Origin of the sequence: Bradyrhizobium sp. STM 3566, assembly GCF_045571445.1 — a bacterium.
Lineage (GTDB): Bacteria > Pseudomonadota > Alphaproteobacteria > Rhizobiales > Xanthobacteraceae > Bradyrhizobium > Bradyrhizobium vignae.
Window position 1 is genome coordinate 364,528 of the sequence record NZ_CP120692.1, and the last position, 21,521, is coordinate 386,048.

A 21,521-nucleotide genomic window follows, 5' to 3' on the forward strand; every position below is an offset into this window, starting at 1 on the left:
GAAGTGAGTAGAAGCCCTGACGAAGGCGGCCTATCAAAAGGCCGCCTTCACGCGTTTGCGGTACGCTTCAGATGGGCCCGCCCGGCGGAAAACCTCCCTTGGACGGTTGCCTGGACGAATGTGCCGCGCCCCGTAAGACTACGGTGACCATCAGGCGATAAGATTTCCCTCTCACGAGCAATGGTGTGCGGCGTTCGACATGACGACAATGACGGCTACTCATCCGATTTCCCGCTGGTCTGGTGCCCTCTGGTCGGGAGCTCTCGGCATCTGTGCGATCATCGCCGTCATACGCCCCGCCGAGGCTGATCCCCGCGCCGTTGTCGAATTATTTACCTCGCAGGGCTGTTCGTCCTGTCCGCCCGCCGACCAGATCATCGGCGATCTCTCCAAGGATCCCTCGGTCATCGCGCTGAGCATGCCGATCGATTATTGGGACTATCTCGGCTGGAAGGACACGCTGGCGGATTCGCGCTTCTCTGCGCGGCAACGTGCCTATTCGCGCATGCGCGGCGACCGCGAAGTCTACACACCGCAGGTCGTCGTCAACGGCTCCACGCATGTGATCGGCAGCGACCGCGCGGGCATCGAGAGTGCGATCGGCAAGACCGACAAGGGCGCCGGCGTGATGAGCGTGCCGGTGACGATGTCACTCTCGGGCAAGCAGATCAACGTCTCGGTGGACGCAAGCAAGGAGCCGACGGTCTCGCGCGGTGAAGTCTGGATCTGCTCGATCGCCAAGTCGGTGCCGATCGCGATCACCCGCGGCGAGAATCGCGGACAGCAGGTCACCTATCACAACGTGGTGCGCAACCTGCTCAAGGTCGGCGACTGGACCGGGCGTCCGGAAAGCTGGACGGTGCCGATCGAGAACCTCACGCGCGACGGCGTCGACGGCGCGGTGGTGTACGTCCAGGACGGCAGTCGTGAGAAGCCGGGCCCGATGCTGGGCGCGGCGTACACGTCGCTGCATTGATTCGTTTCTATCGCTACGTTCGCTCCCACTCCTCATGGTGAGGAGCGCACCCTTGCGCGCGTCTCGAACCATGCAAAGCCCCCGCTGATGCAGCTCGGCCTTGCATCCTTCGAGACGCCGCGCGAAGAGCGCGGCCCTTGGGATCGCGGCCTTTGGGATGAGGGGAGGGAATCTTCGCGCGGATGTTCGGAGAGAGTGGGCGCCGGAAACATCCCGACACAAACCAAAAAGGACCAACTTGCGTTGGCCCTCCTTGCCGTGCGTACAGACCCGATCCTGTTCGACCCCGGGGGGCTGGGGGCTGAGGAATCCGGAACCGAAAGGACCGGGTCAACGCACGCGATTCTTTTCGCAATGCAGGGCGGCAGGCGCTTGGCGGAAAAGCGGCGAGACTAAGATTCTTGAGCACGATCCCGTGACGGTTTGCCGCGACAGAGTTCCACCAGTGCGTGCGTCCCGATCCCCGTCCAATTCGATCGGTTGAACCCCTTGCGGTGCGGAACGGTTGGCGCGATCATGCGATTGTCATGAACTCGGTTCCGGTGACGGTTTTCGCGGATGCGGTTCATTGCAGTGCGATGAGGAGGCGCTTCCCATGAGCCTGATCTCGGAGGATGCCGATCCGAGCGAGCAGCGCGCGGCGGCGCGCTCCGCCGCGAATGCGCAGCCGAACCGGGTGACGTTCAACCGGCTCGAGCTGCATCGTATTCTCAATCTCTATGGCCGCATGGTCGCCGACGGCGAGTGGCGCGACTACGCCATCGACTTCCTGAAGGACCGCGCGGTGTTCTCGGTCTATCGCCGCGCCTCGGAAGTCCCGATCTATCGCATCGAGAAGGATCCGCGGCTCGCGCGCAAGCAGGGCATGTACAGCGTGATCTCGGCGACGGGCCTGATCCTGCGCCGCGGCCACGAACTCGAGCGCGTGCTGCTGGTGATCGATCGCAAGCTGGCCGTGGTGTGACGACCGTTGGTCGTCATTCCCGGGCGCGACGAAGTCGCGAACTCCGGCGCGCGGTTGCGCGCCCTGAGAATCTCGAGCTTGTCCATAACCTCTGGATTTCCGGGTTCGCGCTGACGCGCACCCCGGAATGACTGTGCAGTGCAGAACTACTTCCCCGGCACGCTCGTCGCCCCCTCGCCGAGGTCGCGCTGCATCATCACCGTGTCCAGCCAGCGGCCGAATTTCAGCCCGACATTGGGATGCGTGCCGATCATCTTGAAGCCGGCCCTGGTGTGCACGCCGATCGATCCGGCATTGGCGGAATCGCCGATCACCGCGATCATCTGGCGGAAGCCGCGCGCCTCGCATTCGGCGATCAGCCGTTCCAGCAGCAGAGTGCCGACACCGCGGCGGTGGAAGGAGGGATCGAGATAGATCGAGTTCTCCACCGTAAAACGATAGGCCGGCCGCGGGCGGTAGGCGCCGGCATAGGCGTAGCCGGCCACGCGCCCGTCCAGCATGGCGACGAAATAGGGATAGCCGCCCTCGATCAGCGCACGATAGCGGCGCGTCATCTCGGCAAGATCGGGCGGCTCCAGCTCGAACGTCGCGGTGCCCTCGCGGACGGCCTGTTGGTAGATGGCGGTAATGGCAGGAAGGTCGGCCTCGGTGGTGGGCCTGATTTCAGGTGCGGACATGGGGGCTGAGATTAGAGCCTTCCCGCGACTGCTGGAAGGGGGCAACGCTGCTTCCCCGCCGTCATTGCGAACGCAGCGAAAGCAATCCAGAAATGCATCCGCGGAGGCACTCTGAATTGCTTCGTCGCATCAGCGCAAAATCGCTACGCAATTTTGTCGCGAGCTCCTCGCAATGACGGAGTATGTGGCGGCAGCCACGCCCAAACAAAAACCCCGGCCTCGCGGCCGGGGTTTTGTGTCCTTCTCCCGTCCCAGAGCTTAATCGCGCTGGCCGAGGAGCTGCAGCAGCAGCGTGAACAGGTTGATGAAGTTCAAGTACAGCGACAGCGCGCCGGTGATGGCCGCACGCTCTGCGATGTCACCGCCGGCCGAGGCGTAGCCGTAGATGTAGTCGTTCTTCAGCCGCTGGGTATCCCAGGCGGTGAGGCCCGCGAACACCAGCACGCCGACCACCGAGACGATGAACTGCAGCATCGAGCTGGCCAGGAACAGGTTCACCAGGCTCGCGATGATGATGCCGATCAGGCCCATGAACAGGAACGAGCCCATCCCGGTCAGGTCACGCTTGGTGGTGTAGCCGTAGAGGCTGAGCGCACCGAAGGTCGCCGCCGTGATGAAGAACACCCGCACGATCGAGGTGTGGGTGAACACCAGGAAGATCGACGACAGCGAGATTCCCATCAGCGCCGAGAACACCCAGAACAGGATCTGGGCGGTCGAGGGGGCGAGGCGGTTGATGCCCGCCGAGATGACGAACACCATCGCCAGCGGCGCGAGCATGAACAGCCACTTCAGCGGGCTGACGAACATCGCGTAGCCGAACGGCGTCAGGAACAGCTTGCCGACGCGGACCGCTTCCGGGGTCGGAACGTCGGTCACGGCGGCCATGTAGACGCCGAGCGCGGCAAGGCCGGTGATGGCGAGGCCGATGCTCATGTAGTTGTAGATGCGCAGCATGTAAGCGCGCAGGCCGGCGTCGACCGTCGCGGCGTCAACACGCCCGGCGGCCCTGCCGAAAGGAGAAGCGTAGTTACGGTCTAGGTCCGACATGGTCGAATTCCCGTTGGTTGGTCCGGCCCGGCACGAGGGTCGCCATGCCGCCGGTTCGTCAAACTCTATCTCGGATACCGATGCCAGCCGACTAAATTTTGGCTAACAATCGGGGCTCCGAACCCATTCGATATGTGGGAAACTAACACATTCGCTGCAACCGTCCACGCGCGGCCGAATGTCGCCCTCGCCCGCAATCCCGACGAGCGGACCGTGGTTAATCGCAAGGAATCGTGCGATTTCGCTCCCTTGCGGTTAGCCGCTACCATTTGTCACAAATTCCGCAACACCGTGGCCGGCTTTTTGTTCAACGCCAGCAGCGTGCCGGCGAGCCCGAGCCCGACGGTGACGACCAGGGCGGCCGCGACCACGCCGGCCGCGCTGCCGGCCTGCCAGACGAAGCTCAGCGTCATCAGCCGCGTCACGATCATCCAGGCGGCGATGCTGCCGGCGATCACGCCGAACACCGCGGTGGCGAGCCCGATCAGGAGGTATTCGAGCGCATAGGCGCCGAGCAGCCGCAGCCGCGTCGCGCCCAGCGTCTTCAGGATCACCGCATCATAGACCCGGTGACGGTGGCCGGCGGCGAGCGCGCCGCCGAGCACCAGGATCGCCGAGATCAGGGTCACGGCGCTGGCGCCGCGGATCGCCAGCGCCAGATTGGTCACGACCGAGCCGACCGTCTCCATCACCTCGCGCACGCGCACGCTCGTCACCATAGGGTAGGCGTCGGCGACCTCTTTGATGATCTTGCCGTCGCCTGCCGCATTTCCGCCCGTCTCCGTCAGCGTCGCGATATGGGTGTGCGGCGCGCCCTTGAAGGCGTTGGGCGAGAACACGAGGACGAAATTGATGCCCATCCCCTGCCAGTCGATATTGCGCAGATTGCTGATCTTCGCCGGGATGTCGCGGCCGAGCACGTTGACCACCACCTCGTCCCCGAGCTTGAGGCCTAAACCGTCGGCGATCTTCTTCTCCATCGAGACCAGCGGCGGGCCGGAATAGTCCGCGCTCCACCACTCGCCCTCGACCACCTTCGAACCCTTCGGCAGCTCGGCCGTATAGGTCAGGCCGCGGTCGCTCTGCAGCACCCATTCGGAATCGGTGGTGGGCTTGAGCTCCTCGGCGCGCACGCCGCGCGCGGCGACGATGCGCCCGCGCAGCATCGGCACGTCCTCGACCGTCGCGCCTGGCGCGATCTGGCGCAGGTAGCCGTCGAACTGCTCGGCCTGCGCGCTCGGAATGTCGATGAAGAAGAACGAGGGTGCGCGATCGGGCAGCGCCGCGAGGAACTGCCGCCGCAGATTGCCGTCGATCTGGGTGATGGTGACGAGCACGGCGAGCCCGAGCCCGAGCGACAGCACGACCGACGGCGTCAGAGCGCCCGGCCGGTGGATGTTGGCGATCGCGAGCCGCAGCATCGGCAGTCGCGTCCGCGGCAGCCGCCGCGCCATCGTCATCAGCAGGGCGGCGATGCCGCGCAGCAGGGCGAACACGACGACGGAGGAGGCCACGAACACTGCGGCGATGCGCTTGTCGAACGACAGGCCGATCACGACCGCGATCAGCAGCGCGATCACCACGCCCATGAGGCCCAGATAACTCGCGCGCGGCCGGTGCCATTCGGAGCTGATGGTGTCGCGGAACAGCGCCGCCACCGGCACGTCATGCACGCGCCCGAGCGGCCACAGGCCGAAGGCGAGCGCTGTGAGCAGGCCATAGACGAAGGACAGTGCGAGCTCGTCGGCATGCACCGCCGGCACCACCGGCAGCGGCAAGAGCTTGCCGAACAGCCCGACGATGGCGAAGGGCATCGCCGCGCCGAGCGCAAGGCCGATCACCGAACCGATGCCCGCAAGCAGGATCACTTGCGCCAGATAGATGCCGAACACGTCGCCTCCGGTCGCGCCGACGGCCTTGAGGGCCGCGATCACCTCGAGCCGACGATCGATATGGCTCTTCACGGCATTGGCAACGCCGACGCCGCCGACCAGCAGCGCGGCGAGGCCGACCAGCGTCAGGAACTGGGTAAAACGGCTGATGTTGCGCTCGAGTTGCGGCGAGGCGTTGGAGCGGCTGCGGATCTCCCAGCCGGCCTGCGGCGCGGCGCTGCGCGCGTCCGCGATGAAGGCTTCGGTGGCGCGCTCGTTATTCGCGGTATCGGGCAGCTTGACCCGGTAGACCCAGCGCACCAGGCTGCCGGGCTGGATCAGGCCGGTGGCGCGCAAGGCCTCCTCGCTGATCAGGAAGCGCGGGCCGAAGCCGATGCCGCCGGCGAGCTTGTCGGGTTCGGCTTCGACGGTGGCGCGGATCTGGAACGTTGCGGACCCGATCGTGAGGCGGTCACCGTTCCTAAGCGACAGCCGCGCCAGCAGCGTCGGATCGGCCGCGGCGCCGAACGCGCCGTCACGCATCGCGAGCAGATCGGCCATCGGTAGCGGCGGTGCCAGTGTCAGCTGGCCCAGCATCGGATAGGTGTCGTCGACGGCCTTCATCTCGACCAGCGCGAGCTTGCCATCAGCCGAGCGCGCCATGCCGCGCAGGGTCGCGGCGGTCGAGACGGTGCCGCGCGAGCGCAGGAAGGCGACCTCCTCCGGCTTGGCCTCGCGCTGGAACAGCACGAAGGAGACGTCGCCGCCGAGCAGCGTGCGGCCCTCGCGGGCGAGACCGTCGGAGAGGCTCGCCGACACCGAGCCGACGCCGGCGATCGCCATCACGCCGAGCGCGATGCAGGCGATGAAGACATAGAATCCGCGCAAGCCCCCGCGCAATTCGCGCAGGGCGTAACGCAACGAGAGCGCGACGCCGCCCGGCTTCGCGAACGATTCGACAGCTGCGCTCATGCCGGCGCCGACTGCGTGTCGATGCGCCCGGAGCGCAGGCGGATGACGCGATCGCAGCGTTGCGCGAGCGAGGAATCGTGCGTCACCAGCACCAAGGTCATGCCGCGCTCGGCGTGCTTGCTGAACAGGAGATCGACGATCTGCTTTCCGGTTGCCTCGTCGAGATTGCCGGTGGGCTCGTCGGCGACGAGGATGGCGGGATCGGGCGCCAGCGCGCGCGCCAGCGCCACGCGCTGCTGCTCGCCGCCGGAGAGCTGCGTCGGGTAGTGATGCAGGCGATCGCCGAGCCCGACCGATTGCAGCTCCTGCGCCGCGCGCCTCGCAGCATCGGGATCGCCGGCAAGCTCGAGCGGCACCGCGACGTTCTCCAGCGCCGTCATGGTCGGGATCAGGTGGAAGGACTGGAAGACGATGCCGACCTGGCGGCCGCGGAAGCGCGCCAGCGCGTCCTCGTCGAGGGCATTGAAAGCCGTGCCATTGACCACCACCTCTCCGCTATCAGGACGCTCCAGCCCCGCCATCACCATCAGCAGCGTGGATTTGCCCGAGCCTGACGGGCCGATCAGGCCGATCGTCTCGCCCGAGGCGACGCGCAGGCTGATATCCTTCAGGATATGAACGCGTGCCGCGCCCGTGCCCAATGAGAGATTGACGTTGGAGATGGCGATGGTGTCCATCGCGGCCGTGGCGAGCGAAGAGGAATTGATGCGCGTGTCCATGGTCCGGTCATATGGCAACTCCGCACGCGGGGTCGAGAGGCGTTACGGATTGTTCATGCACATAGCCGTGTTGATGCTCGCCGTGATGACGATTGCGTCCCCCGCTTGGGCGGGCGCGACGAAACCGGTCAAGCTTGTCGTTCTCGGCGATTCCTTGAGCGCCGGTCTTGGCCTCCCGGCCCAGGAGGCATTCCCGCAAAAGCTTCAAAAATCATTGCAGATCAAGGGCATAGAGGTCAACATGACCAACGCCGGGGTGTCCGGCGACACCACCTCCGGCGGCCGCGACCGGCTGGACTGGTCGGTGCCCGACGGAACCGATGGCGTCATCGTCGAGCTCGGCGCCAACGACGCGCTGCGCGGCATTGATCCCGATGTGACGCGCGCCGCGTTGACCGAGATCATCCAGCGCCTGAAGGCGCGCAAGATCGCGGTGATGCTGTGCGGCATGCTGGCGCCGCCGAATTACGGCGCGGACTATGCGGCGCGCTTCAATTCGATTTATCCGGATCTGGCGAAACGATTCGATGTGCCGCTCTATCCGTTCTTCCTCGATGGCGTTGCGGCCGACGCCAAGCTCAATCAGGCCGACGGCATTCATCCGACTGCGGCCGGCGTCGACATCATCGTCGGCAGGATCATGCCCATGGTGGAGGCATTCATTGGCACGATCGCTGAGCAGCGGCGTTGAAAGCGGGCAGTCCCAACCCGAACTCCCAGGGATTTACGGGGGTGAGGCGGGCGAAGCTTCGCAGAGTCACACAACTGCGATAGGAATCAGGGTACCGGTGATTCGTCGCCGGCTCTAATTTGGATATGGTCCTTAGCTCGAGGGCTGTACCCAAGCATCGGGAGTGCGAAACGATGCCGCGTTTGTTCACGGGTCTGGAAATTCCGGCCGAGATCGGCCAGTCGCTTTCCAACTTGAGGGGTGGCCTCCCCGGCGCCCGCTGGATCGATCCCGAAAATTATCACGTCACCTTGCGCTTCATCGGCGACATCGATGGCGCCTCCGCCAACGAGATCGCCTCGATGCTGTTTCGCGTCGACCGCAAGCCATTCGAGGTGAAGGTGCAGGGCCTCACCAGCTTCGGCGGCCGCAAGCCGCGCGCGGTGGTCGCGACCATCGTGCCGAGCAAGCCGCTGATGGAATTGCAGGCCGAGCTCGAACGCATGATGCAGCGGATCGGCCTCGACCCGGAGGGACGCAAGTTCATTCCGCACGTCACGCTGGCCCGGCTGCACGACGCCTCCGACCGCGACGTCGCCGACTATCTCTCGCTGCGCGGCTACTTCCCAAGCAAGGCGTTCATGGCCGAACGCTTCGTGCTGTTCTCCTCGCGCGCCTCTACGGGCGGCGGCCCGTATGTGGTCGAGGACGCCTACGAACTGTGTGAGTAGCGCAGCTTCCGTGCCCCGGCCGCAGAGCCGGGGCCCAGCGCTCCGCGATGAATGAATTTTGGCTATGGACGAAATAGGGGGTCCCGTCTATGCGCAGCAGCGCGTCCGGGACTCGGAACGCATAGCGCCCCGCACCAATTGACGGCTTGCAATTTCCGTCCGTCTCTGGCGGTAAAGGGCCATGCTCTCCACCCCCAGTTCCCCATTCCGCGAGGCATACCAGGCCGAGATCGCCTCTGGCGCGATCGAGCCCGATGCCGCGCAGGCCGAGGTCGCCGAGGCCTATGCGGCGCTCGACCAGCGGCTCGCCACTTACAAGCCGCTGCGCAAGCAGGGCCTGCTCAGCCGCCTGTTCGGCAGCGGCGACAAGGATGATGCCCCGCGTGGGCTCTACATCCATGGCGAGGTCGGCCGCGGCAAGACCATGCTGATGGATCTGTTCTTCCAGCACTGCTCGGTCGAGCACAAGCGCCGCGCGCATTTCCACGAATTCATGGCGGACGTGCACGAGCGCATCTACGACTATCGCCAGAGCATCGCGCGCGGCGAGATCGCCGATGGCGACGTCATCGCGCTGACCGCAAATGCGATCTTTGAGGAGAGCTGGCTGCTCTGCTTCGACGAATTCCACGTCACCGACATCGCCGACGCGATGATCCTGGGCCGCCTGTTCGCGAAATTGTTCGATCTCGGCACCGTCGTGGTTGCGACCTCCAACGTCGCGCCCGACGATCTCTACAAGGGTGGCTTGAACCGCTCGCTGTTCCTGCCCTTCATCAAGCAGATCACCGATCACATGGACGTCGCGCGGCTCGATGCCCGCACCGACTTCCGGTTGGAGAAACTGCAGGGCGTGCCGATGTGGCTGACACCGGCGGATGGCGATGCGGACGCCGCGCTCGACCGTGCCTGGAAGCGGATGTCAGGTGGGGCACAATGCAGGCCGCGCGACATTTCGATCAAGGGCCGCATCCTGCACGTGCCGTGCTCGGCCCACGGCGTGGCGCGGTTCTCCTTCGCCGATCTCTGCGAGAAGCCGCTGGGTGCATCCGATTACCTCAGGCTGGCGCACGAGTATCACACCATCCTGGTCGACCATATTCCAGTCATGGACTTCTCCCAGCGCAACGCCGCCAAGCGGTTCATCACGCTGATCGATACGCTCTATGACAACGCCGTGAAGCTGATGGCTTCGGCCGACGCCAATCCGATCTCGCTCTACCTCGCCACCGAGGGCAATGAGGCCATGGAGTTCAAGCGGACCGCCTCGCGCCTGATCGAGATGAGCTCGGAATCCTATCTGGCGCTGCCTCACGGCCGCAAGGATTCCACCGCCAGCGGCTCGACCAAAGGCCTGGTGGAGACTTAAGTCCTATTTCGCTAGCGCTGTCATTCCGGGACGCGCGAAGCGCGAACCCGGAATCCATCGGGCCACAAGCTCTGTCGCCCGATGCATTCCGGGGCTGCGCCTATCGGCGCATCCCGGATGAGGGGCTGCGTGCCCGAGACGTCGGCAAGCCCGACAATTGGGCATTGGGCGACTTGAACGGGGAAGGCGAAAGGGATAACCACCCGTCTCAGTTTTCACCTCCTTACGTGTCTAAAGGACAGGTTCACATGGCGCGCGACAAGATTGCTTTGATTGGCTCCGGTCAGATCGGCGGAACGCTGGCTCACCTCATCGGCCTGAAAGAACTGGGCGACGTCGTGATGTTCGACATCGCCGAGGGCGTGCCGCAGGGCAAGGCGCTCGACATCGCGCAGTCCTCGCCGGTCGACGGCTTCGACGCGCACTACACCGGCGCGAACTCCTACGAGGCGCTCGACAACGCCAAGGTCTGCATCGTCACCGCCGGCGTGCCGCGCAAGCCCGGCATGAGCCGCGACGACCTCCTCTCCATCAACCTCAAGGTCATGGAGCAGGTCGGCGCCGGCATCAAGAAGTACGCTCCGGACGCGTTCGTCATCTGCATCACCAACCCGCTCGACGCGATGGTCTGGGCGCTGCAGAAGGCCTCGGGCCTGCCGCACAAGAAGGTCGTCGGCATGGCCGGCGTGCTGGACTCGGCGCGCTTCCGCTATTTCCTGGCCGACGAGTTCAACGTCTCGGTCGAGGACGTCACCGCCTTCGTGCTCGGCGGCCATGGCGACACCATGGTGCCGCTGGTGAAGTACTCCACCGTCGCCGGCATTCCGCTGCCCGACCTCGTCAAGATGGGCTGGACCTCGCAGGCGCGCCTCGACGAGATCGTCGACCGCACCCGCAACGGCGGCGCCGAGATCGTCAATTTGCTCAAGACCGGCTCGGCCTTCTACGCCCCGGCCGCGTCGGCGATCGCGATGGCCGAGAGCTATCTGAAGGACAAGAAGCGCGTGCTGCCCTGCGCCGCCTATCTCAATGGCGAATACAGCGTGAAGGACATGTATGTCGGCGTGCCCGTCGTGATCGGCTCCAAGGGCGTCGAGCGCGTGGTCGAGATCGACCTCGCCGGCAAGGACCGCGAGGCCTTCGACAAGTCGGTCGGCGCCGTGCAGGGCCTGGTCGACGCCTGCAAGAAGATCGCCCCCGACCTTCTCGGCCGCTAAGGCGCAAGCAGATACCCCGCCGAAGATCGAAATCCGGTCTTCGGCGGTTTCACTTCCGGACCCCGGCTGCAACCCTTGTTGAAGGCTGGGCGGGGCTCCGGTTCGCAGTCCAGAGACCTTGAAGGCAAAGAATCCGGGTTGCAGTTCCTGTGGTATATGGTATGCCAGCCACAAGACTGAGGTGGGCCCATGGGGTCACCGCCCGCGGGTTCAGGGAGCACCATATGAATATCCATGAATATCAGGCCAAAGCGCTGCTGAACGAGTTCGGCGTGCCGATCTCCAAGGGCGTGCCGGTCCTCAAAGCCGCCGACGCAGAAGCTGCGGCCAAGGCGCTGCCCGGGCCGGTCTGGGTGGTGAAGAGCCAGATCCACGCCGGCGGGCGCGGCAAGGGCAAGTTCAAGGAAGCCTCGGCCGGCGACAAGGGCGGTGTCCGCATCGCCAAATCGGCCGCCGAGGTCGCCGAATTCGCCAAGCAGATGCTGGGCGCAACCCTGGTGACGGTGCAGACCGGCCCGGCCGGCAAGCAGGTCAACCGCCTCTACATCGAGGACGGCTCCGACATCGACAAGGAGTTCTATCTCTCGATCCTGGTCGACCGCGAGACCTCGCGCGTCTCCTTCGTCGTCTCGACCGAGGGTGGCGTCAACATCGAGGACGTCGCGCACAACACGCCCGAGAAGATCGTGACCTTCTCAGTCGATCCCGCCACCGGAATCATGGGCCATCACGGCCGCACGGTTGCGAAGGCGCTCAAGCTCTCCGGTGATCTCGCCAAGCAGGCCGAGAAGCTCACGGCGCAGCTCTATGCCGCCTTCGTCGCCAAGGACATGTCGATGCTGGAGATCAACCCGCTGGTCGTGACCAAGCAGGGCCAGCTCCGCGTGCTCGACGCCAAGGTGTCGTTCGACGACAACGCGCTGTTCCGTCATCCCGAGGTGCTCGCGCTGCGCGACGAGACCGAGGAAGACGCCAAGGAAATCGAGGCGTCCAAGTACGACCTCAACTACGTCGCGCTCGACGGCAACATCGGCTGCATGGTCAACGGCGCCGGTCTTGCCATGGCGACGATGGACATCATCAAGCTCTACGGCATGGCGCCGGCGAACTTCCTCGACGTCGGCGGCAGCGCCAGCACGGAGAAGGTCGCGGCCGCATTCAAGATCATCACCGCCGATCCCAACGTGAAGGGCATCCTGGTCAACATCTTCGGCGGCATCATGAAGTGCGACGTGATCGCCGAGGGCGTCACGGCCGCGATGCGCGAGGTCGGTCTCAGCGTGCCGCTGGTGGTCCGTCTCGAAGGCACCAATGTCGAGCTCGGCAAGAAGATCATCCGCGAATCCGGCCTCAACGTGGTGCCGGCCGACAATCTCGACGACGCCGCGCAGAAGATCGTGAAGGCCGTCAAGGGAGGCTAAGGCCATGGCCCAGGACCATCTCGCCGCATCATCTCCGCTCCCCGAGCATGCGCGTCTCGCCGCGTTCGCCGGCGAATGGACTGGCGAAGAGGTGGTCTTTCCGTCGCGCTGGACGGAGGGCGGACCGGCGACCTCTCACGTCGTCGCGCGCATGGACCTCAACGGATTCTATCTGATCCAGGACGGTGTCCAGATGCGCGAGGGCAAGCAGGTCTTCGCCACCCACGGCATCTTCACCTACGATCGCGACGACCGGACCTACAAACTGTTCTGGTACGATTCGCTCGGCTACACGCCGCCCTCGCCCGCCTCCGGCGGGTGGGTCGGCAAGACCCTGACGCTGGTGCGCGGCTCGCTCCGTGGCAATGCGCGCCACGTCTACGAGATCATCGACGACAATTCCTATTCGTTGAAGATCCAGTTCTCGCCGGACGCGGAAGGCTGGTCCGACGTCCTCACCGGCGTCTACCGCCGCATCCACTGACCCTCTCACTCGTTAGTTCGCGAAAGCAGACCTCATGTCCATCCTGATCGACAAGAACACCAAGGTCATCTGCCAGGGCTTCACCGGCAAGAACGGCACCTTCCATTCCGAGGCCGCGATCGCCTACGGCACCAAGATGGTCGGTGGCACCTCGCCGGGCAAAGGCGGCTCGACGCATCTGGGCCTGCCGGTGTTCGACACCGTGCGCGAGGCGCGTGAGAAGACCGGCGCCGACGCGTCGGTGATCTACGTCCCGCCGCCGGGCGCGGCGGACGCGATCTGCGAAGCCATCGACGCCGAGATCCCGCTGATCGTCTGCATCACCGAGGGCATTCCTGTTATCGACATGGTGCGCGTGAAGCGCTCGCTGATCGGCTCCAAGTCGCGCCTGATCGGGCCGAACTGCCCGGGCGTCATGACCGCCGGTGAGTGCAAGATCGGCATCATGCCCGCCAATATCTTCAAGACCGGCTCGGTCGGCATCGTCTCCCGCTCGGGCACGCTGACCTATGAGGCCGTGTTCCAGACCTCCCAGGAAGGCCTCGGCCAGACCACCGCGGTCGGCATCGGCGGCGACCCGGTCAAGGGCACCGAGTTCATCGACGTGCTGGAGATGCTGCTCGCCGACCCCAAGACCGAATCGATCATCATGATCGGCGAGATCGGCGGTTCCGCCGAGGAGGACGCCGCCCAGTTCCTCAAGGACGAGGCCAAGCGCGGCCGTAAGAAGCCGATGGTCGGCTTCATCGCGGGCGTCACGGCCCCTCCCGGCCGCCGCATGGGCCATGCCGGCGCGATCATCTCGGGCGGCAAGGGCGACGCCGGTTCCAAGACCGAGGCGATGAAATCGGCAGGGATTACAGTGTCCCCGTCGCCCGCGCGCCTCGGCCATACGCTTGCCGAAAAGTTGAAGGGCTAATTCACTTCTTCGTGCTTTTCCGGGCGAAGTTTCGCAGCAAATAGGGTAAAGGGTGCCTGTCGCGTCGAGCCCTGTCGGGGAAGCTCGGCGCCAGCGCCGTTTGTTATGCGCGAACCGAAATCGCCAGGAACTCAAGTATGTCTCGCCAGGACGCGAACGCAGCCTTTGCCTTGTCATCCTTTTTGCAGGGCACCAACGCCACCTACATCGACGAAATCTACGCCCGCTACGAGAAGGACCCGACCTCGGTCGACGCCGAGTGGCAGGAGTTCTTCAAGAGCCTCAACGACCAGCCCGCTGACATCAGCAAGAACGCGGAAGGACCGTCCTGGGAGCGCGACAACTGGCCGCTGACCCCGCGGGACGATCTGACCTCCGCGCTCGACGGCAATTGGGCCGAGGTCGAGAAGGCGGTCGGCGCCAAGATCGCCGCCAAGGCCCAGGCCAAGGGCGCCGATATCTCTTCCGCCGATGTCCTCCAGGCCACGCGCGACTCCGTTCGCGCCCTGATGCTGATCCGCTCCTACCGCATGCGCGGCCACTTCCACGCCAAGCTCGACCCGCTCGGCATCGAAGCCCAGCGCAACCGCGAAGAGCTCGACCCGCGCACCTACGGCTTCAGCGAAGCCGATTACGACCGCAAGATCTTCCTCGATCACGTGCTCGGCCTCGAATACGGCACGCTGCGCGATATCGTCGCGATCTGCGAGCGCACCTACTGCCAGACGCTCGGCGTCGAGTTCATGCATATCAGCAATGCCGCGCAGAAGGCCTGGATCCAGGAGCGCATCGAGGGACCCGATAAGGAGATCTCGTTCACGCGCGAAGGCCGCAGAGCCATCCTGATGAAGCTGGTCGAAGCCGAAGGCTTCGAGAAGTTCTGCGACACCAAGTTCACCGGCACCAAGCGTTTCGGCCTCGACGGCGGCGAATCCCTGATCCCCGCGCTGGAGCAGATCATCAAGCGCGGCGGCAATCTCGGCGTGAAGGAGATCGTGCTCGGCATGCCGCATCGCGGCCGCCTCAACGTCCTGACGCAGGTGATGGGCAAGTCGCACCGCGCGCTGTTCCACGAGTTCAAGGGCGGCTCCGCCAACCCGGAGGACGTCGAAGGCTCCGGCGACGTCAAGTATCACCTCGGCGCTTCCTCGGACCGCGAGTTCGACGGCAACCGCATCCACCTGTCGCTGACCGCCAACCCCTCGCATCTCGAGATCGTCGATCCCGTCGTGCTCGGCAAGGTCCGCGCCAAGCAGGACCAGCACGGCGATCCGCCGGACATGCGCATCTCCGTGATGCCGCTCCTGATGCATGGCGACGCCGCGTTCGCCGGCCAGGGCGTGGTCGCCGAGTGCTTCGGCCTGTCGGACCTGAAGGGCTACCGCACCGGCGGCTCCGTGCACTTCATCGTCAACAACCAGATCGGCTTCACCACCTATCCGCGTTACTCGCGCTCCTCGCCCTATCCGTCCGATGTGGCGAAGATGATCGACGCGCCGATCTTCCACGTGAACGGCGACGATCCGGAAGCCGTCGTGTTCGCCGCCAAGGTCGCGACCGAGTTCCGGCAGAAATTCCACAAGCCCGTCGTCATCGACATGTGGTGCTATCGGCGCTACGGCCACAACGAGGGCGATGAGCCGGCGTTCACGCAGCCGGTCATGTACAAGCGGATCGCGGCCCATCCGTCGACGCTGTCGCTCTATGCCAAGCGCCTGATCGCCGAGGGCGTGGTCACCGAGGGCGAGGTCGACAAGCTGAAGGCCGACTGGCGCGCGCGGCTCGATGCCGAGTTCGAGGCCGGCACCTCCTACAAGCCGAACAAGGCCGACTGGCTCGACGGCAAGTGGGCCGGCTTCAAGATTGCCGACCAGGAAGAGGATGCGCGGCGCGGCGTCACCGGCGTCGACATTGCCACGCTGAAGGACATCGGCCGCAAGATCACCAAGGTGCCGGACGGCTTCCGCGTTCACCGCACCATCCAGCGTTTCCTCGATAACCGCTCGAAGGCGATCGACACTGGTACCGGTATCGACTGGGCGACCGGCGAGGCGTTGGCGTTCTGCTCGCTGCTGAACGAAAAACACCACGTCCGCCTGTCCGGACAGGATTCGGAGCGCGGCACCTTCTCGCAGCGCCACTCGGTCCTGATCGACCAGGAGGACGAAAGCCGCTACACGCCGTTCAACCATCTCGGCGGCGAGCAGGGCCATTACGAGGTCATCAACTCGCTGCTGTCGGAAGAGGCCGTGCTCGGCTTCGAATACGGCTACTCGCTCGCCGAGCCGAACACGCTGACGCTGTGGGAGGCCCAGTTCGGCGATTTCGCCAACGGCGCGCAGGTCGTGTTCGACCAGTTCATCTCCTCGGGCGAACGCAAATGGCTGCGCATGTCCGGTCTCGTCTGCCTGCTGCCGCACGGCTATGAAGGCCAGGGGCCGGAGCATTCCTCGGCGCGTCTCGAGCGTTACCTGCAGATGTGCGCGGAAGACAACATGCAGGTGGTCTACCCGACCACGCCGGCGAACTACTTCCACGTGCTGCGCCGGCAGCTGCATCGCGAGATCCGCAAGCCGCTGATCATGATGACGCCGAAGTCGCTGCTGCGCCACAAGCGGGCGGTGTCGCGTCTCGAGGAGCTCGCGAAGGGCACGACCTTCCACCGCATCCTCTACGATGACGCCCAGATGCTGCCGAACGAAGCGATCAAGCTCGTTCAGGACGAGAAGATCCGCCGCATCGTGCTGTGCTCCGGCAAGGTCTATTACGACCTCTACGAGGAGCGCGAGAGGCGCGGCATCGATGACATCTATCTGATGCGCGTCGAGCAGCTCTATCCGGTGCCGCTGAAGGCGCTGGTGGCCGAGCTGTCGCGCTTCAAGAAGGCCGAAGTGGTGTGGTGCCAGGAAGAGCCGCGCAACATGGGCGCCTGGCACTTCATCGAGCCCTATCTGGAATGGGTGCTGAACCAGGTGAACGGTGCGAGCCGGCGTCCGCGTTATGTCGGCCGCGCCGCTTCCGCCGCGACTGCCACGGGTCTGATGTCCAAGCATCAGGCGCAGCTGAAGGCGTTCCTGGACGAAGCACTGAGCTGAGAAGTTCTTTAGGACTCTGTCATGCCCCGCCCAGTGCGCAATTGCGCACGGGGGCGGGGCATCCAGTACGACGCGGCTTTCGTTCTGATCACGAAGGTCACGGCGTACTGGATTGCCCGCCTTCGCGGGCAATGACGTATGAAATTCATGACCGCTACTGGCGATCCCTTAAGGAAGAGACCATGACTGAAATTCGTGTGCCGACGCTCGGCGAATCCGTCACCGAGGCCACCATCGGCCGCTGGTTCAAGAAGGCCGGCGACCCCGTCGCCGTCGACGAGCCCTTGGTGGAGCTCGAGACCGACAAGGTCACCATCGAAGTCCCGGCGCCCTCCGCGGGCACGCTGAGCGAGATCATCGCCGCCGATGGCGCGACCGTTGCTGTGGGCGCGCTACTTGGTCAGATCACCGATGGTGCCGGCGCCGCCAAGCCCGCCGCCGCGCCGGCCAAGGCTGCTGCTCCTGCTGCTGCCGCTGCTCCCGCGCCGGCTCCCGCTGCCGCCGCCAAGGCGCCGCCGGCCGATGCCCCGCTCGCGCCTTCGGTGCGAAAACTGTCGGCCGAGACCGGCATCGACGCCTCCACCGTTCCGGGCTCCGGCAAGGACGGTCGCGTCACCAAGGGCGACATGCTGGCTGCGATCGAGCGCGCCGCGTCGGCGCCGACCCCGGTCAACCAGCCCGCCGCCGCCGTGCAGGTCCGCGCGCCGTCGCCGGCCGATGACGCCGCCCGCGAAGAGCGCGTCAAGATGACCCGCCTGCGCCAGACCATCGCGCGCCGCCTCAAGGACGTGCAGAACACCGCGGCCATGCTCACGACCTTCAACGAGGTCGACATGACCAACGTCATGGCGCTGCGCGCCCACTACAAGGACGCGTTCGAGAAGAAGCATGGCGCCAAGCTCGGCTTCATGGGCTTCTTCACCAAGGCCGTCGTGCAGGCGCTGAAGGACATCCCGGCCGTCAACGCCGAGATCGACGGCAGCGATTTGATCTACAAGAACTATTACCACATCGGCGTCGCCGTCGGCACCGACAAGGGCCTGGTCGTGCCCGTGGTGCGCGACTGCGACCACAAGTCGATCTCCGACATCGAGAAGAGCATCGCCGATTTCGGCCGCCGCGCCCGTGACGGCCAGCTCAAGATCGACGAGATGCAGGGCGGCACCTTCACGATCACCAATGGCGGCATCTACGGCTCGCTGATGTCGACGCCGATCCTGAACGCGCCGCAGTCCGGTATCCTCGGCATGCACAAGATCCAGGAGCGGCCGATGGTCGTCGGCGGCAAGATCGAGGTCCGCCCGATGATGTATCTGGCGTTGTCCTACGATCACCGCGTCATCGACGGCAAGGAAGCCGTCACCTTCCTGGTCCGGGTCAAGGAGAGCCTGGAAGATCCGGCGCGCCTGGTGCTCGATCTCTGATCCCCAATGCTCTGCGAGCGCCGTCGCGACCGACGCGACGGCGCATGTCGAACCATGGAGGCGCGCGTGACGGATAAAGTCGTTGTCATCACCGGCGGCAGCCGCGGCATCGGGCGGGCGACCGCGCTTGCGGCGGCCGCGCGCGGCTATCGCGTCGTGGTCGCTTATGCCAGCAACAAAAATGCCGCCGACGAGGTGGTCGCGCAGATCGAGGCCAAGAACGGCAAGGCCATCGCGGTGAAATGCGACGTCGCCGAGGAAGGCGACATCCTCAACCTGTTCAGGGAAGCCGACAAGTTCGGCACGCTCGGCGCGCTGGTCAACAATGGCGGCATCGTCGGCAAGAGCGGCGTGCGGGTCGACGAGATGTCGGCCGAGCGCATCCAGCGCGTCATGGCGGTCAACGTCACCGGCTCCATCCTCTGTGCGCGCGAGGCGGTGAAACGGATGTCGACCAAGCATGGCGGCAAGGGCGGCGTCATCGTCAATCTGTCGTCGGTCGCCGCCAAGCTCGGCTCGCCGAATACTTATGTCGACTATGCCGCCTCCAAGGGCGCGATCGATTCCTTCACCATTGGCCTCGGCTATGAGGTTGCGAACGAGGGCATTCGCGTCGCGGGCATTCGCCCGGGCCTGATCGACACCGAAATCCACGCCGCCGGCGGCGAGCCCGACCGCGCCCATCGTCTGGCCCATCTTGTGCCGATGAAGCGCGTCGGCACCGCCGATGAAATCGCCAACGCGATCGTCTGGCTGCTGTCGGACGAGGCGTCTTACGTCACCTCAGCGATTCTCGATGTGTCCGGCGGACGCTGACGCGCCGCGCGGACGCTGACACATCCTCATCACGCCTAACCTTACGGGACTTTCTCATGGCTACCTACGATCTCGTCGTCATCGGCACCGGACCGGGCGGTTATGTCTGCGCGGTGCGCGCGAGCCAGCTCGGCATGAAAGTCGCGGTGGTCGAAAAGAACGCCACGCTCGGCGGCACCTGCCTCAATGTCGGCTGCATGCCCTCGAAGGCGCTGCTGCACGCCTCCGAGATGTTCGAGGAAGCCGGGCATTCCTTCGCCAAGATGGGCGTCAGCGTTCCCGCGCCGAAGCTCGATCTTCCCGCGATGATGAACTTCAAGCAGCAGGGCATCGACGGCAACGTCAAGGGCGTCGAGTTCCTGATGAAGAAGAACAAGGTCGACGTGCTCAAGGGCACCGGCAAGATCTTGGGCACCGGCAAGGTCGAGGTCTCCGCCGACGGCAGGTCGCAGGTGGTCGAGACCAAGAACATCGTGATCGCCACCGGCTCCGACAGCGCGCGCCTCAAGGGCATCGAGATCGACGAGAAGCGCATCGTCTCCTCGACCGGCGCGCTGTCGCTGGAGAAGGTGCCAGGCAGATTGCTGGTCATTGGCGCCGGCGTGATCGGGCTCGAACTCGGCTCCGTGTGGCGCCGGCTCGGATCCGAGGTCATGGTGGTCGAATTCCTCGATCGCATCCTGCCCGGCATGGATGGCGAGGTCGCACGGCAATTCCAGCGAATCCTTGAGAAGCAGGGATTTGCATTCAAGCTGGGCTCGAAGGTCACCGGCGTCGAAGCGAACAGCAAGGCACTGCTCGCGAAAATCGAGCCGGCTGCCGGCGGTGCCGCCGAGACCATCGAGGCCGACGTCGTTCTGGTCTGCATCGGCCGCGCGCCCTACACCGATGGGCTCGGCCTGAAGGAAGCCGGCGTCGCGCTCGATGCGCGCGGCCGCGTCCAGATCGATCCGCATTTCGCCACCAGCCTCAAGGGCGTCTATGCCATCGGCGACGTCGTCGCAGGCCCGATGCTCGCGCACAAGGCCGAGGACGAAGGCGTTGCGGTCGCCGAGATCATCGCGGGGCAAGCGGGCCACGTGAACTACGATGTGATCCCGGGCGTCGTGTATACCACGCCGGAAGTGTCCTCCGTCGGCAAGACCGAGGAGGAATTGAAGCAGGCAGGCACAGCCTATACCGTCGGGAAGTTTCCCTTTACCGCCAACGGCCGCTCCAAGGTCAACCAGACCACCGACGGCTTCGTGAAGATTCTCGCAGATGCGAAGACCGATCGCGTGCTCGGCGTGCACATTATCGGCATTGAGGCCGGCGAAATGATCCATGAAGCCTGCGTTCTCATGGAGTTTGGTGGCAGCGCAGAAGATCTCGCGCGCACCTGCCATGCCCATCCGACCCGCTCGGAGGCGGTCAAGGAAGCCGCGCTTGCAGTCGGCAAGCGGGCCATCCATATGTAGCGACGCGCCCAGCACCGAAACGGGCGGGAACATATGCTGCGCCGCCTCCTTCAACCGGTCTGGGTCCTGCTTGCGATCGTCTTCCTGATCGAAGCCTGGCTGTGGGACCATCTCGAGCCGATCGTCGCGCGGGTCGTCGCAGCCATCCCGCTCGCGCGGTTCAAGCAATGGCTGACGGAGCGCGTCGATGCGCTGTCGCCGGCCATGACGCTGATCGTGTTCGCGGTCCCCATCATCCCGCTGTTTCCGCTCAAGCTGGTCGGCCTGTGGCTGCTGGCGCACGAATACTGGACCAGCGCAGTGTTCACGATCGTTTTCGCGAAGATGGTTGGCGTCGGCGTCACCGCCTTCGTGTTCGACGTGACGCGCGACAAGCTTTTGGAGATGCACTGGTTCGAGCGGATCTATGATCTGGTTCTGAAGGTGCGCGCCAGGGCCGCTGAGCTGGTCGACCCGATCAAGCGCCGCATCCGTCAGCTGATCGCCGGCGATGGCGAGGGCTGGTCTTCCCGCACGCTGCGCCTGATCCAGCGTTTTCGCAAGAGCGTGCACCAGGCGCGCTAGCTCTCTGTCACATATTCGCTGTTCGCCACATACTCGCTGTCATCGCCCGGCGCGATCCAGTATTCCAGAGACAGAGAGAGAGAGATGAGAACCGAGAAGCCGCAGCGTACTGGATGCCCCGGTCA

Annotated in this window: 18 protein-coding genes; 14 read left to right on the forward strand and 4 right to left on the reverse strand. The window is 65.0% G+C overall.

Annotated features, from left to right (window positions below; all coding sequences use genetic code 11):
- The first annotated feature begins 199 nt into the window (after window positions 1–199).
- Window positions 200–976: a thioredoxin family protein gene (locus P6U27_RS01745; RefSeq protein WP_122400395.1), complete on the forward strand. Its 777-nt coding sequence runs from the start codon at window positions 200–202 to the stop codon at window positions 974–976.
- Window positions 977–1,571: 595 nt separating this feature from the next.
- Window positions 1,572–1,940: a DUF2794 domain-containing protein gene (locus P6U27_RS01750; RefSeq protein ID WP_122400397.1), complete on the forward strand. Its 369-nt coding sequence runs from the start codon at window positions 1,572–1,574 to the stop codon at window positions 1,938–1,940.
- 146 nt (window positions 1,941–2,086) lie between these two features.
- Here the strand turns inward: P6U27_RS01750 and P6U27_RS01755 are convergent, their stop codons facing one another.
- The 4 genes from P6U27_RS01755 to P6U27_RS01770 all read right to left on the reverse strand — a co-directional run bounded on the left by P6U27_RS01755 (window position 2,087) and on the right by P6U27_RS01770 (window position 7,229).
- Complete coding sequence (locus P6U27_RS01755; RefSeq protein WP_122400398.1) at window positions 2,087–2,617, reverse strand: GNAT family N-acetyltransferase; 531 nt, start codon at window positions 2,615–2,617, stop codon at window positions 2,087–2,089.
- Window positions 2,618–2,875: 258 nt separating this feature from the next.
- Complete coding sequence (locus tag P6U27_RS01760; RefSeq protein WP_025575992.1) at window positions 2,876–3,667, reverse strand: Bax inhibitor-1/YccA family protein; 792 nt, start codon at window positions 3,665–3,667, stop codon at window positions 2,876–2,878.
- Between the two features lie 272 nt (window positions 3,668–3,939).
- The gene (locus P6U27_RS01765) at window positions 3,940–6,510 is read right to left on the reverse strand and encodes an ABC transporter permease (RefSeq protein WP_122400399.1); all 2,571 of its coding nucleotides are present in this window, start codon (window positions 6,508–6,510) and stop codon (window positions 3,940–3,942) included.
- Complete coding sequence (locus P6U27_RS01770; protein WP_122400400.1) at window positions 6,507–7,229, reverse strand: ABC transporter ATP-binding protein; 723 nt, start codon at window positions 7,227–7,229, stop codon at window positions 6,507–6,509. The genes P6U27_RS01765 and P6U27_RS01770 overlap by 4 nt, the downstream gene beginning before the upstream one ends.
- Before the next feature lie 55 nt (window positions 7,230–7,284).
- Between P6U27_RS01770 and P6U27_RS01775 the strand changes: the two genes are divergently transcribed.
- The 12 genes from P6U27_RS01775 (at window position 7,285) to P6U27_RS01830 (ending at window position 21,396) form a co-directional block, all read left to right on the forward strand.
- The gene (locus P6U27_RS01775) at window positions 7,285–7,920 is read left to right on the forward strand and encodes an arylesterase (protein ID WP_162500064.1); all 636 of its coding nucleotides are present in this window, start codon (window positions 7,285–7,287) and stop codon (window positions 7,918–7,920) included.
- A 173-nt stretch (window positions 7,921–8,093) separates the two neighbouring features.
- A complete protein-coding gene (gene thpR / locus P6U27_RS01780) occupies window positions 8,094–8,630 on the forward strand; it encodes an RNA 2',3'-cyclic phosphodiesterase (RefSeq protein ID WP_122400402.1) in 537 nt (178 codons plus the stop codon).
- A gap of 181 nt (window positions 8,631–8,811) precedes the next feature.
- Window positions 8,812–9,999, forward strand: coding sequence for a cell division protein ZapE (gene zapE / locus P6U27_RS01785; RefSeq protein ID WP_122400403.1), 1,188 nt, complete (start codon window positions 8,812–8,814; stop codon window positions 9,997–9,999).
- Window positions 10,000–10,247: 248 nt separating this feature from the next.
- Window positions 10,248–11,216, forward strand: coding sequence for a malate dehydrogenase (gene mdh, locus P6U27_RS01790; RefSeq protein WP_129146184.1), 969 nt, complete (start codon window positions 10,248–10,250; stop codon window positions 11,214–11,216).
- Between the two features lie 224 nt (window positions 11,217–11,440).
- The gene (gene sucC, locus P6U27_RS01795) at window positions 11,441–12,637 is read left to right on the forward strand and encodes an ADP-forming succinate--CoA ligase subunit beta (protein ID WP_407193591.1); all 1,197 of its coding nucleotides are present in this window, start codon (window positions 11,441–11,443) and stop codon (window positions 12,635–12,637) included.
- Window positions 12,638–12,641: 4 nt separating this feature from the next.
- Window positions 12,642–13,121 (forward strand): DUF1579 domain-containing protein, encoded by a 480-nt coding sequence (locus P6U27_RS01800; protein ID WP_122400406.1) that lies wholly within the window; start codon window positions 12,642–12,644, stop codon window positions 13,119–13,121.
- Between the two features lie 34 nt (window positions 13,122–13,155).
- Complete coding sequence (gene sucD, locus P6U27_RS01805) at window positions 13,156–14,040, forward strand: succinate--CoA ligase subunit alpha (RefSeq protein ID WP_122400407.1); 885 nt, start codon at window positions 13,156–13,158, stop codon at window positions 14,038–14,040.
- 137 nt (window positions 14,041–14,177) lie between these two features.
- The gene (locus tag P6U27_RS01810; protein ID WP_122400408.1) at window positions 14,178–17,135 is read left to right on the forward strand and encodes a 2-oxoglutarate dehydrogenase E1 component; all 2,958 of its coding nucleotides are present in this window, start codon (window positions 14,178–14,180) and stop codon (window positions 17,133–17,135) included.
- A gap of 182 nt (window positions 17,136–17,317) precedes the next feature.
- Window positions 17,318–18,559 carry a 2-oxoglutarate dehydrogenase complex dihydrolipoyllysine-residue succinyltransferase gene (odhB, locus tag P6U27_RS01815; RefSeq protein WP_122400409.1) on the forward strand — a complete coding sequence of 414 codons (1,242 nt, stop codon included), beginning with the start codon at window positions 17,318–17,320 and terminating at the stop codon, window positions 18,557–18,559.
- A 54-nt stretch (window positions 18,560–18,613) separates the two neighbouring features.
- Window positions 18,614–19,375, forward strand: coding sequence for an SDR family oxidoreductase (locus P6U27_RS01820; protein WP_122406323.1), 762 nt, complete (start codon window positions 18,614–18,616; stop codon window positions 19,373–19,375).
- Between the two features lie 56 nt (window positions 19,376–19,431).
- Complete coding sequence (lpdA, locus tag P6U27_RS01825; protein ID WP_407193592.1) at window positions 19,432–20,832, forward strand: dihydrolipoyl dehydrogenase; 1,401 nt, start codon at window positions 19,432–19,434, stop codon at window positions 20,830–20,832.
- Window positions 20,833–20,865: 33 nt separating this feature from the next.
- On the forward strand, window positions 20,866–21,396 hold the full coding sequence (locus P6U27_RS01830) for a hypothetical protein (RefSeq protein WP_122400411.1): 531 nt from the start codon (window positions 20,866–20,868) through the stop codon (window positions 21,394–21,396).
- Window positions 21,397–21,521: the final 125 nt, after the last annotated feature.